This is a genomic window from Actinoallomurus purpureus (assembly GCF_024055795.1).
In the GTDB taxonomy this organism is placed as follows: Bacteria; Actinomycetota; Actinomycetes; order Streptosporangiales; family Streptosporangiaceae; genus Actinoallomurus; species Actinoallomurus purpureus.
On sequence record NZ_JAMXMY010000014.1, the window covers coordinates 16,382 to 28,562 of the forward strand.

General features: G+C 68.3%; 12 protein-coding genes and 2 pseudogenes. 6 read left to right on the plus strand and 8 right to left on the minus strand.

All coding sequences use genetic code 11. From position 1 onward, the window contains the following. Positions 1 to 102: 102 nt before the first annotated feature. Both NE236_RS24735 and NE236_RS24740 read left to right on the plus strand, forming a co-directional pair. Entirely contained in the window at positions 103 to 2,352 is a 2,250-nt protein-coding gene (locus NE236_RS24735) for a proline-rich domain-containing protein (protein ID WP_252844503.1), read from the plus strand. A gap of 233 nt (positions 2,353 to 2,585) precedes the next feature. Beyond that, on the plus strand, positions 2,586 to 3,128 hold the full coding sequence (locus tag NE236_RS24740; protein WP_252844504.1) for an RICIN domain-containing protein: 543 nt from the start codon (positions 2,586 to 2,588) through the stop codon (positions 3,126 to 3,128). A gap of 16 nt (positions 3,129 to 3,144) precedes the next feature. On the opposite strand, the gene NE236_RS24745 is transcribed toward NE236_RS24740, so the two are convergent. Then, on the minus strand, positions 3,145 to 4,113 hold the full coding sequence (locus NE236_RS24745; RefSeq protein ID WP_252844505.1) for a hypothetical protein: 969 nt from the start codon (positions 4,111 to 4,113) through the stop codon (positions 3,145 to 3,147). 388 nt (positions 4,114 to 4,501) lie between these two features. Between NE236_RS24745 and NE236_RS24750 the strand changes: the two genes are divergently transcribed. Beyond that, positions 4,502 to 4,900: a hypothetical protein gene (locus NE236_RS24750; protein ID WP_252844506.1), complete on the plus strand. Its 399-nt coding sequence runs from the start codon at positions 4,502 to 4,504 to the stop codon at positions 4,898 to 4,900. A 377-nt stretch (positions 4,901 to 5,277) separates the two neighbouring features. On the opposite strand, the gene NE236_RS24755 is transcribed toward NE236_RS24750, so the two are convergent. The 3 genes and pseudogenes from NE236_RS24755 to NE236_RS24760 form a co-directional block, all read right to left on the minus strand. Beyond that, positions 5,278 to 6,123 carry a M48 family metalloprotease gene (locus NE236_RS24755; protein ID WP_252844507.1) on the minus strand — a complete coding sequence of 282 codons (846 nt, stop codon included), beginning with the start codon at positions 6,121 to 6,123 and terminating at the stop codon, positions 5,278 to 5,280. Between the two features lie 228 nt (positions 6,124 to 6,351). Further along, positions 6,352 to 6,480 (minus strand): annotated as a pseudogene (locus NE236_RS45180) (DUF2510 domain-containing protein); the annotation flags it as partial. A gap of 113 nt (positions 6,481 to 6,593) precedes the next feature. Then, a complete protein-coding gene (locus tag NE236_RS24760; protein ID WP_252844508.1) occupies positions 6,594 to 7,076 on the minus strand; it encodes a hypothetical protein in 483 nt (160 codons plus the stop codon). On the opposite strand from NE236_RS24760, the gene NE236_RS24765 reads away from it, so the two are divergent. Beyond that, entirely contained in the window at positions 7,075 to 7,317 is a 243-nt protein-coding gene (locus tag NE236_RS24765) for a hypothetical protein (RefSeq protein ID WP_252844509.1), read from the plus strand. The genes NE236_RS24760 and NE236_RS24765 overlap by 2 nt on opposite strands. A 296-nt stretch (positions 7,318 to 7,613) precedes the next feature. Here the strand turns inward: NE236_RS24765 and NE236_RS24770 are convergent, their stop codons facing one another. Then, the gene (locus NE236_RS24770; RefSeq protein WP_252844510.1) at positions 7,614 to 8,093 is read right to left on the minus strand and encodes a hypothetical protein; all 480 of its coding nucleotides are present in this window, start codon (positions 8,091 to 8,093) and stop codon (positions 7,614 to 7,616) included. Positions 8,094 to 8,586: 493 nt separating this feature from the next. Further along, positions 8,587 to 9,165, minus strand: coding sequence for a TetR/AcrR family transcriptional regulator (locus NE236_RS24775; protein WP_252844511.1), 579 nt, complete (start codon positions 9,163 to 9,165; stop codon positions 8,587 to 8,589). An 87-nt stretch (positions 9,166 to 9,252) separates the two neighbouring features. Here NE236_RS24775 and NE236_RS24780 point away from each other — a divergent pair, with 87 nt between their 5' ends. Further along, positions 9,253 to 10,134: an SDR family oxidoreductase gene (locus NE236_RS24780; protein WP_252844512.1), complete on the plus strand. Its 882-nt coding sequence runs from the start codon at positions 9,253 to 9,255 to the stop codon at positions 10,132 to 10,134. 107 nt (positions 10,135 to 10,241) lie between these two features. Here NE236_RS24780 and NE236_RS24785 read toward each other — a convergent pair whose 3' ends face one another. Next, complete coding sequence (locus tag NE236_RS24785; RefSeq protein WP_252844513.1) at positions 10,242 to 11,141, minus strand: MBL fold metallo-hydrolase; 900 nt, start codon at positions 11,139 to 11,141, stop codon at positions 10,242 to 10,244. Between the two features lie 144 nt (positions 11,142 to 11,285). Between NE236_RS24785 and NE236_RS24790 the strand changes: the two genes are divergently transcribed. Then, entirely contained in the window at positions 11,286 to 11,897 is a 612-nt protein-coding gene (locus tag NE236_RS24790) for a TetR/AcrR family transcriptional regulator (RefSeq protein WP_252844514.1), read from the plus strand. Between the two features lie 99 nt (positions 11,898 to 11,996). On the opposite strand, the pseudogene NE236_RS24795 reads toward NE236_RS24790, so the two are convergent. After that, positions 11,997 to 12,164 (minus strand): annotated as a pseudogene (locus tag NE236_RS24795) (IS30 family transposase); the annotation flags it as partial. Positions 12,165 to 12,181: the final 17 nt, after the last annotated feature.

Here is a 12,181-nt window from a genome sequence, read left to right on the forward strand (position 1 = left end):
AGTAGTGACAAGTCCGCTATGACTCTGCTTGGGTAGTTTCCTCGGGGCGGTCAGACGTGTTGTCAAGGCCGGACATTGCGGAGGCACGGGGGTTTCAGGGTCATGACTGTCGAGCCCGTCGATCGTCAGTCGCTGCTCGAACGGCGCTCGCTGCTGTTCTCCCCGGATCCGCGGCTGGGCTGGGTGTTCCGCGACCGCTGGGCGTTCTACGTGCCGTTCACCGAGTCGCCGCCGCAGCCACAGCAGCTGCCGCAGTACCTGCATCAGCAGGTCGTCACCACCCGGCAGGCCCTGGACCGGCATCGCCGGCGCACCCTCCCGCTGAGCATCACCGCTTTCGCGATCCTCGCGCTGTTCTCCGCCTGCGCGGCCAGTGACTACGAGTGGGGGAAGACCTCGACCCCTCTCGCATCGTTCGTACTCGCACTGATCTGCCTGGGCCCAGGCGTCGTACTGACCGCCATCGCGGCCAACGCCTGGCGCGCCGCCCGTGAGGCGTACGAGACGGCGCGCCGTCGCGCCGAGGAGGCGTACGGGGCGGCGATGCGGGACTGGCAGGCCCGCAAGAACCAGCACGAGGCCGCCGAGCACCACAAGGCGAACGGCCGTCCCGAATGGGGCGCGGTCCCGCGTCCGCTGTCCCGCAAGCGCCTGGACGTGTTCGGCGGCACCCTGTGGAGCTGGGAGGCCTTGCTGACCACCTACGGCAGCTCGGCGCTGTTCACCGGGCCGTTGCTGGTGATCGACCTGTCGAGAGAGATGGTCTGCGGCGAACTCGCGACGTTGTCACGGGCGGCGGGCATCGACGTGGACGCGCAGTTGCTCCCCGCCCAGCTCGCCACCTCGACTCTGCTGTCGGGGCTGGAGCCTCGGGAGCTGGCGGACGCGATCGTGGAGTCCATGTACGGCGGCACGCCGGACGCCGCACGCGCCGATCGCAGCATGGACGACCGGATCCTCACCAAGGTCTGCGACGCCCTCGGCGACGACGTCTCGCTCGCCCGGATCGGCGCGGCGCTGCGGGCGCTCATGGGCGAACCCGACGACTCGACCGCTCTCGACCGCGACGAGCGGCGTCGCATCGCGAACGAATTGTTCAGCGTGGAGTACCGCCGTCAGGCCCACGCCAACCTGTCCCGCGTCGAGTCCTATGTCCACCCGCTCGAACAGCTCGGCACCCGGCCGGAACGCGGCGGCTCGGGCTACCTGACCTGCATCGCGCTGGACAGCAGCGCCCGCAACGTCCGATCAGAGCTGCTGACCGATCTGATCGTGCAGTGGGTCACCCACCGCATCGCCGCTTCGGGCAGCCCCCGCCCGTCCGTGGTGGTGGCCGGCGCCGACGAGCTGGCCCGCCGTCACCTCGAGCGCCTCTCCGACGCGTGCGAACGGCGGGGCATCCCGCTGACCTTCCTGTTCCGGCGGCTCCGTGAGACCGGCGGGGAGATGATCGGCGGCGGTGCGGTGGCCTTCATGCGGCTCGGTAACCACGAGGACGCCGCCCGCGCCGCCGACTTCATCGGACGCGACTACAGATTCGTGCTGTCCCAGATCACCAAGAACGTCGGCGGCAACGAATCCCACACCGAATCCGACACCGAGGGCGAGGGCGACTCCGACTCGATCAGCCTGTCCACCTCGATCGGCACCTCCACCAACTGGGGTACCACCCGCTCCTCCGGCGCGACCCGATCCGGCGGTGGGCCGTTCGGCTTCTTCGCCGACCGTTCCACCAACACCGGCGACTCGCGAACGCGCGGCGGAGGAACCAGCGAGACCGACACCCACGGAGAGAGCCGCTCGGTGTCCCGGAACTGGTCCAGCGCCTACTCGTACGCGGTCGGCACCAACTGGAGCGACGCCGACACCACGCAACGGGTCTACGAGTACGCGGTCGAGCCGGTCACCCTGCAGCACCTGCCCGACCACGCCGTCCTGCTCGTGGAGAGCCATCACGAAGGCGGCCGGAAACTCACCGCGGTCGAATGCGACCCGGCCATCGTCACCCTCCACCGCGTCGCCACCACGCCGCTCCCCGACCCGCCGCGGCGGCCCCGAGCCGTCCGCCCTCCGGCCGGCGTCCCGCACCCGCCGCCCTGGGCCGCACCACAGGCCGTCGAACCGCCACGCGAACCGCTGCCGTACGCCCCCGGGCCCCCGCCCGGTTCCCAGAGCGGACCGCGTCCCCCGGCGGAGGACCAGGACTGGCGTCCAGGACAGGTCATGCCCCGCACCACCCGATCGCTCAGAAACCCGCCCGGTCAGGATCCGCCGGCCCCCGGACGCGGTCCAACCGGTACCGGGGACGACCGACCAGGACCTCCGCCTCTATTCGGCTCCGGAAACGAGTGAGGATTCCCCGGGCCACGGCGGCGAGCGGACGAGAAAGCACCGAGGTCGGCGGGGGAACCGTTGCCATCCCACATTGAAGTGTGGGGGTCCGCGACGCATTAGGCCGCCGTTAGGCCCCTGGTCCTGGTTTCCGCAGAGGAGTGTCTTTTGCGGGAATGTCCCGGCTACGATCCCCCGAAACGATCTTCATTGGGGTGTTCGTGCAGCTCCGGACGCCCCCGGAAGGGAACAGAATGAACGGCAAGCAGGTGGCCATCGCCATGGTCTCGTCCGGAGCGATGCTGGTGGGCGGCGCCTTCGCCGCCTCGGCGTCCGCCGTATCGCCCGCTCCCGCCTTCGCCTCCCCGTCCGTGGGTCACGGGTCGGGCTCGGACGTCCACACGCAGATAATGGCCTACCAGTACAAGAGCGTGGCGTCCGGCCTGTGCCTCGACACCAAGACGAAGGCGGGCAACCAGGCGATCCGCCGGGAGTCGTGCCACAAGGGGAATCACAAGGACATCAAGCACCAAAGGTGGATCCTCGGCAACGACAAGTCGTTCCACAGCCTGATCAGCCCCGGCAACTGCCTGGCCCTCAGGCAGAGTGTGTACGCCATCTCGAAGAAGTGCAGCTCCAAGGACAAGACGCAGCGGTGGAAGTGGACCGGCGGTAAAACCCCCACGCTGGTCAACCTGGGCACGAACAAGTGCCTGGCCCTCAACCACCCGCCGTACCTGCTCGTCGTGAAGTGCAACCCGAAGAACAAGGCGCAGCAGTGGAAGCGCTTCTCCTGACCCTGGCCTCGGAGTCTCACGGAGTGGACGACGGCGTGCGACCCGGTCCGGTCAGGGGCCATGTCGGCCGGAGTCGGAGGCGCTTCTCATCTCCCGGCATGGCCATGAGGAGAAAGTTCGAAGCGGGTGATCTCACCGCCGGTACGACGCAGATCGACATCCGGGCCGTGGCGGTCCGAACGGTCGGGAAGTCGCCCGGGGTCATTCGCGCCAGGTAGGCCAGGCCCTGCTGGAGGAACGCCCGCGGCCCCGGGTCGAGGTGGTCGGCCCAGGCGGGGTCGTCCTCGCCGCGGAGCCGGCAGTAGCACGCCAGGGCATAACCGAATTCGGCCTCGGTGAGGTAGCCGAGCCTCGCATAGCCGTCGTTCCGGGCGGCGTTGAGGTCGTGTTCGCTGAGGTATCCGCGCGGACGGACGGACCATCCGCGGGCGGTCTCCGTGAAGTGCAGCGCGGCGTTGGTGGTGAAGATCCCGAACCCGAGATACACGGTGAGCAGGTCGGTCAGGCGTTCGTGATCCCGCTGGGCGGCCGTGATGCGGTTCTCGCCCAGCAGCCGTACATGGCACAGTTCGTGCGCGATGATCGCCGTCAGGAAGGCGGGGTCGGCGGCCTCGCGCAGATCGAGACCGATGATCGCCCGGCCGTCCTCCTCGTGGTAGTGGCCGACCGCGCGGCGTCCGCCGGCGACCGTCGTCTCGGTCGAACCGTCGAAGACCCGGACGACGAGATCCTGCGATGAGTCGACCGCCATCAGGTCGCGGACCTTGAGCACCAGCGCTTCGATCTGCTCCGGCTCACCTGCGTACGCGGTGGGGAAGAAGCCGGGTCGCGGTAGCGCGACCTCACGGGACGCCGCCTCCTCGCCGAATTGGCCGGCGAACCACACCATCGACGTCTCGATCCATGCCTGTACGGCCTGGCCTACGGGGCAACCGGTCGGCGCGTCCGACGACCAGGGAGGTGTGGTCGGCAGGTTGTCATCCATCGAGCCTCCGTCATCACACTGGGCCACCGCTGCATACCGCTGCACACCGTAACCTGAAGAGTCGGTGCTTTCGTGCTCTCCGGTGATACCTCCGGAAATCTGCCGTTCATTACGAGAGGGCTGAGTGCTGCGGATGTCATCCGGGCTTCGAGGACGGCCGCGGCGGTCGGGTCGCGAGTGGGCGGCGGGGCACCGAGCGCCGCCCCTCCCCGCTACAAGATCCGCATATTCCCAGGTCAGAGCGGTTTTTACGATGGCATACCTCACGCGGCCCTAAGTTGAAGGTTCAACTTATGCAGCCGTATGCTCTTCCATGTCCCACCACCCCGGGACGCACGACCGGTGCCCTCCACCCACGAGGGCGCCGGGCAGATACTAGGAGATGACCATGAATCGGACCTTGGGACGGCGTGTCGCCACCGCGGCCGCCACGCTCGCCGTTGCCGGCGGCGCCGCGCTCGCGGTCGGCGGGACAGCCTCCGCGGCGTCCATCCAGGACGCACACCGCACGACCGTCAGTGCCTACTCGTCGAGCACCGTCGTACACAGCGACAACCGCGACGACGACCGCTACCGCGACCATGGCGACGCTCGCCGCTGGGACGAGCGCCGCTGGGACGAGCGCCGCTGGGACGACCGTCGCTGGGAGCGCGTCGGCCACCACTGGTACGGCGGCGAGAGCCGACGCTACCGCGTCATCGGCCACCGGCTGTACTACTGGAACCACGGCACGTGGAGGCTCGTGACCTGGCACACGCACGGTCGCGACGTCCACGCCTTCCGCTGATCCTCGACCAGACGGGAGCCCGCTCCGGACGGCGCGCGACGCGCCGCCCGGAGCGGTAGGTGAGGAACAGAAGAGGCATACGAGACCCGGCACGGGAACCGCGCGGCGGTGGCGCCGAAGGGGAGGCGCCACCACCGAGCGGGACGTGCCGCACACCGCCGCCTCGACCCGCGGTGACGGGGAAGACGGAGCTGAGCCGGGCCCTCAAGGGGGAGGGCCCGGGGTGACGGCCATCGACTGGCCGCCGGCTCCATTTGAATCACCGCTCAGGGCTGCGGCGGCCACCGCCGGCCCGGAGCCGGTCACGGCCTGGGGGGGTCGGACCGGAACCGGGCCGGCGTTTCACCCTGCTCCGGTCTGGAGCGCCTTCCGTACGGTCATGGCGCCGACCTCTTCCGGAGGCGCTGGGCGCGACGCACGATGAGCGGCTGGATGGACAGCAGGCGCGTCACGCGGTCGCTTTCGATATGGCCGGACTCGATGGCCGCTTCCAGAGCCGCCAGCAGTTGCGGGCCGAGCCCGAGGTCGGCCACTGCCGCGTCCGCGAGGAACTCCGTCCGGTCGGTGGAGAGCCGCGCCAGCGCCGCGCCGACGACGGCGATGCCGGCAGGGATCATCAGGACGACGAATATCAGCGCCACGGCCACGGTCAGAACGAACGACACGATGAACCCGAACGGGGTGTGCCACCGTCGCGCGATCGCCCACATGCGGCGTACCGGCCGCCAGATCCGGGTGAGCAACCACCACAGCGCCCGGATCGGCAGGGTCAGGTGCGTGTAGGAGAACACCGGGACGGCGGCCAGGCCGATGTGGTGGCTCAGCTCGTGGGCCAGCACCGCCTCCATCCGGTCGGGAGGCAGCGTCTTCGCCGCATAGGACGTGATGACGACGGTCCGGCCGGTCACGGCGGGCGCGTTCGGCCCGTCCGACTCGGCGATCATCAGTCGGTACCGTCCGGCGGTGACTCCGAGGCGCCGTAGCGCGTGGCGCGACGGCTCGGTGAGGCGACGGTGCTCCTCGGCGGTCGGGTCCCGGTAGCCGTACCAGGCGCGCTGGATCGTCTCCTGAGGCCAGGTCGCCAGCACCGCACCGGCCACCCAGACGACGAACGGGATCACCGCTCCCCAGACCGGCCAGACGAGGTCCAGTCCGAACGCGACCGGTCCGACGATCGCCATCGCACCGACCGCTGCGGGGACCAGCGCGGTCAGCGCTACCACCGTCGCCCCCAGCCTCGGGCGTACAGACCGCGTCGGCCGACGATCACGCGAACTGCTCGGAACGGCGGCGTCACGCGGTTGTACGACCGCGGGGCTCGTCATCGGTACGGGCGACGGTGTGTTTGCCGGCCGCGCCGGCACCTGGCCGTACGCCCTGGTCGGCGCGCCGTGCATCGGCGAAGGTAGTGCTGGCTGTGCCGGAGCCGATACGGGCCGGTCCTGGGCGGGCCCGCGGGTGCCGGTGGTCCAGGACCCGCCATCCCAATACCGCTCGAAGGGACGCCCACTCGGATCCGGGTACCACCCGGCGGGGGGTTGGCCGGTCACCAAGAATCCTCTCCGCTTCCGCGCGGCCATCGTCGGCCTGGAACAGACATCTTCGCGTGCGACATGAACGCCTGCCACCCCCTCCACGACACCGCGTATGCCACGTTCGGACGCCGCAGGACGCTGTCGCCGGTCCTGACGCCTCAGGGATTCTCTGTCGCTGAAGGAGTCCCCTGCCAGACCGTCAGATCGAAGCCCATGAAGTTGCGCGCCTCCACCATGCCGGCCGAATATTGCAAGTCGCCCTGGTAGTGCTGGCGCGGATGCGTCGGATCGTCGGTGAAGCTGATCCCGTAGTCGTCCGGCCGACTGATGTGACGGTAGGTGCCGAGCAGCGAGCCTGGCGGCTTCGAGCCCGCGGTGACGGTCGTGCTGTCCGCTGGTGACGGCTGCGATGCCTGTGACGGCGTCCCGGCCGAGCCGGTCGATGGCGCATGGTTCCGTGCGGCGCTTCGGCCATCACCGCCTCGAGACACCACGGTGACCAGCACGATGAGCATGATGAAGGCGGCCGCAGCGGCGGCGCCGATCACCACCCTGCGATCGACGTGTGCCGGCCCCGTCTCGCCGGCGACGTCGGCAGGCTGGGCCGTGACAAGCTGGCAACCAGAACAGGGGATCGCCATGGCGATAAACAATGAGCAGGTGGCTACCCTGATATTTGAGCGGTTGGATCACGCCGCTCGACTGGACTACGTCACTCTGGTATCTGCCGCGTTCTTCGAGGCGGTTGAGCAAAGATTCACTCAGGGCGCTTCGACTGCGGAAGTCGTAGCGTTTGTAGGGAACCTGCGCACCCGCGGGCTGGACGAGTTCCTAGACAAGTCCCGGAAGCTGGCCGACGAACTACTCGCACCGCCTAACTGACCAGATCCGTTCCGTCTGGGCGCACTCAGTCGCCGTTTACTCCCTCTCGAGTGCCATGTCATGCAACGTTGATCTGTAACCAGGCGGATTAAGGGTCTCTTTCCGTCCGGGGCGGCCGCCTTCGTTCTGCGCTGTCCCGCCACACGAGAATTTTCCCGTCTGAGGGTACAGCGTGGAACAAGGAGCCCGCGTCTGCCGGTGCCATTCAGGCGTTATGCCGGGTTTAACTCCGGTTGCGGCCGGCCGCCCCGCCTAGAGGAGTCGGTCGCCCTGCAGCACCCGTCGCAGTTCGCAGCTCACTTGTGGATGGTTTCGCATGGCTGGCCCGGGATCCCCGTCCAGTGTTGGCCCTTTCCTTTCTTGAGTACGCGCCAGTGCACGCAAACCTTATAGCCGTTCGGGAAATTCTTATTCGCATACCAGTTGCTCCATAGGGTCTTCTGGTTTGCGGGGGTGGGGGTGCAAGTCTGGTAGTGGTGGATGCCGTGCAGTTTACTTACGCCCTTGGAGTGCCCCAGCCAGTCGATGTGGTAGCAGCGCGCGCCGGAGACAGGGTGCGTACTGGTGGTAACGTTTCTCACGTACAATTTGTTGCCGTCGATGTCGATGCAGGTTTTTTCGCTGCAGCCGTTGGCGTTCTGGGTTGTCACGCCGCCGGTCGATGTGGTCGGGACCGGCTTGGCGGGTTCAACGCTGGCTGATGCGCTGGGAACGGTGACCAGGGCCGCGCCTAGGGCGATCGCGCAGGCGGCGACGCTGCGATGAATGGTTCGCAAGGGTCTTATCTTCCTCTCGATCAGGGACCGTCGGGTGCGGGGGCAGCGCCGAACCATATCTGGCCGATCCGACACTTACTGACCCATACTCGCGGGAACAGGGTGGCGTACTGATCGTGCACCATACACCGGGTTTGAGAGAAAGATGACTGTTCGTTCGGGAAGATCGGTTATCTCCCCAGATCAAAAGGAGCGGGTTGAATTCAGTTTCGCCGGGATTCACCTCGCCGACATGTCGTGGTCACCGGCGACGCCGCCACACCCAGCACGACACGGCCGGATACATCGCCGGAGACCGCGATGCCGGCTGCTTCCTGACCGTCAAGGCCAATCAGCCCGGCCTGCAGGCCATGATCTCCGACAAGATCCAGACCGAGTGCGGCCGACGTCGAAGACGCCGTCCTGGTCGCCGGCGAACTCCGTAGATATCGGCCGCGGTGCCGAGCGATGGGTCGATGCGCAAGTAGCCGATGAGCGGGTGAGGTTTGTCCGGTCAGCTCAGCGATGCGCTCGCCGCACGCAGCTCGTCCAGGGCCGCCCGGATGTATCCGGCGAGCTCGTCCTTGGCGCCATGGTCGCCCTCGGACCATTCGGCGTACCCCCGTTTGAAGGCGAGGACGCCCAGCTCGCCCGCGAGAGCCGCGGTCGGATCGGGTACGCCGCGGGCGACCAGAGCGGTTGTCATCGCGGCCGCGAGGCTGACGCTCTTGAGGGCGTCACGCTCTTGAAGTTCGGCGCTGGCGGCGACGGCCGCCTTCAGGCGAGGGGCGAGCTCGCGATTCACGGGGCCCATCGCGCTTGCGGCGCGCTCGAGACCGGCAGCGACCGCGTCGAGCGGGCTGGCGCTCACCGGTGCCTCGGCGATCCCCTCGGCCAGCAGCCGGCTCAGCGTCTCCTGTCCGGCCACCAGCAGCTCGCGCTTATCGGGGAAGTGCCGGAAGAAGGTGCTTTTGGTGACCCCGGCGCGCTCGGCGATCTGCGCGACCGTCGTGGCGTCGTACCCCTGCTCGGTGAACAGGTCGACGGCAGCCACGACGAGTCGTTGGCGCGCCCCTGGTTCCCATCGACCCATGGTCTCCATCATAGGTGATGGGACTCTTGTCCCGTCGCTCTGGTAGCGTGTGACGGGACAAGAGTCCCATCACTTTGGGAGAGTTCCATGCGCGTCTTTGTCACCGGTGGCACCGGTCTGATCGGGTCCGCCGTCGTCGCCGAACTTCTCGGCAACGGCCACACCGTCCTCGCCCTCGCCCGCTCCGACGCGTCCGCGCTGGCCGCCGAGGCGGCCGGCGCCGAGCCGCTCCGGGGAGCTCTCGCCGACCTGGACATCCTTCGCGCCGGCGTTGCTCGGGCCGACGGGGTGATCCACCTGGCATTCGGCCACGACTTCAGCAGCCCCGACGCCCTCGCAAAGTCGGTCGCCGAGGAAAGTGCCGCCCTCGCGACCCTCGGCGAGGAACTCGTCGGCAGCGACCGCCCCTTCGTCACCGTCTCGGGTACGCCCTATGCGCCGGGCCGCGTCTCCACCGAGGCCGACCCGCTGCCGACCGACGGGCCGGTCGGTGGTCGCGGTCGCGCGGTCACGGCGGTCCTGGGCTTGGCCTCGCGCGGGGTCCGGAGCACGGCCGTACGCATGCCGCGCACGGTTCACAACCAGGGCACGGGCGGGTTCGCCGGAATGCTGACCAACATCGCACGCCGGACCGGAGTGTCCGGCTACCCGGGCGACGGCGCACAGCGCTGGCCGGCCGTGCACGCGCTCGACGCGGCGGTCCTCTTCCGGCTCGCCCTGGAGCAGGCGGAAGCCGGTACCTCCTGGCACGCCGTGGCCGACGAGGGAGACAAGGTGCGTGACATCGCCGCGGTCATCGGCCGACGGCTGGGCCTGCCGGTCGAGTCGGTGCCATCGGAGAGCTACGGCCCTCTCGGGCCGATTTTCGCGACCGACCAGCCCTCCTCCAGCACCCACACTCAGCAGGCGCTCGGCTGGGAGCCGAAGCACCCCAGCCTTCTGGAGGACCTGGAGATCATCCAGCCCTGACCAGCGGGGGAAGATCGGGCAGGCCCGCTGCCTGGGCTGTGCGGTCTTGTGTGGAGGTGGCGGCGATGGTGGTCGCCGCCACCTCCGCGTGTGGCTGAGCTGATGGGTTAGAGCCAGCCGCCGGCGATGAACTGGACCGGGTCTTCTCCGGGGTTCTCGCGGATGCCGTACACGGCCTGGGCCGTCGCCCACAGGACCGTGCGTCCGAGCCGGTCGGGGTAGCGTTCGACCATCGCGTTGAAGTAGTCGACGGCGGTCTTCTGGGTGCGGAACAGTTCCTCGGCGACGTCGAGGTATTCGCGTGTCTCGGCGATGGTGCGTGCCGCGTCGTCGTCGAGGTTGGAGTTCTGGTGGCCAGCCACGATGGAGCGGGCGCCCAGCGACTCGACCCGGTCGATCGCCTGCCGCCAGTAGTCGAGGCCCGCGAGCGAGGTCTCGCTGAGGTAGAGATGGGCGCTGTTGTAGATGACGTCGCCGGCGACGACGAGTCCGAGATCGGGAACGTGCAGGACGCTGGAGGCGTCGGTGTCGGTGTACCCGGCCTCGACGATGACGAGGTCTTTGCCTTCGAGGGTGAACCGGTTCTCCGGCACCGTCACCGCGGTCACCGGGGACGCCGGAATGCCCGGGTAGACCTTGTCCCAGACGAACGGCCGCGCGGCGACGTTGGCGTGCATCTGGCCGATCGTTCCCTCGGTCGCCACGACGCGTGAGCCGAACCGCTCGGCCAGCAGATCGGTGTTGAACCAGTGGTCGCCGTGGCCGTGCGTGATGAAGATGTCCGTCAGGTTCCGGTTCTTGCCGGCGACCCAGTCGCCCAGCGCGCGCGCCTGGTCGGTCGTGAAGCCCGGGTCGACGAGCACGGCGTCCTCGGCGCCGTAGATCAGGGTGCTCGCGAGAGGAGGGAAGAGTCTCGACTCTCCGTTCGGAAGCGCGCCGTTGTCCTGCTGCGGCGGGTCATTGATGAACACGTCGTAGGCGAGTTCGTCGGTCGAGCTCATGATCATGGACCTCTCCGTCTTCGACGTTCCTGCGATCGGAACGTGCTGTGCTCACTGCTCTTCAGGCATCTAGGTAAAGTGATCGCTTTACCTGGAGTTGAAGCTACACGGCCTCACGACGGATGTAAAGCGGTCGCTATACTTATGGGCATGGCAGCACCGACATCGATCACCAGGGCGGCCCGCGGCGGGCGCGGAGCGCGTGAGCGCATCCTGCAGGCGGCGGAGGAGCTCTTCTACACACGTGGTATTCACGCCACCGGTGTGGCGGCACTCATGGAGGCTGCGCACGTCTCGCCTCGGACCTTCTATGTGCACTTCCCGACCAAGAACGCGCTGGTGGAGGAGTATCTTCGCCGGTTCGAGTCAGAGAAGCCGCTCGCCGCTGAAGCAGTGCTGGAGCGCGGCGACCTGACCCCGGCTCAGCGATTGTTGGCGATCTTCGCCCCCATGGAGAGCGACTCGCCGGCGCCCTTCCGCGGCTGCCCCTTCCATAACGCCGTCGTCGAGGGTGCCGGAGAGCTCCCGGAAGTCGCCCGTCTCGCGCAGCTCCACAAGCAAGCCTTCCGCGATCGCCTGGTGGCCACAGCCGCCGAGGCCGGAGCAGCCCACCCGGAGAGCCTCGGCAGGCAACTCGCCGTGATCTTCGAGGGCGCCAACGCGCTGGCAGCCTCCTGTAACGACACGGAGGCGTTCACCGATGCCCGGCGAGCCGCCAGGACGCTCCTGGACGTAGCCTTTACGACCGCGCCCAGAGAGTGAATGTCTCGATGACGGTCTGCATCTCCCATAGTCGTGACGGCTCGAGCCATCGGTCCTCCGTGCGTCAGCTCTGCCGCGACAGGGTGCTGCGGGTACGGCTCACAGGTCCAGCCGTGCGGCCGGGGTGTCCCAGCCGAGCGTCTTGCGGGGCCGGGTGTTGAGCTCGGCGGCGACCGCGGCCAGCTGCTCGGGGCCGTGGGCACGCAGGTCGCTGCCCTTGGGGAAGTACTGCCGCAGCAGGCCATTGGTGTTCTCGCCGGCTCGCCGCACGCCTGAACCAGGCT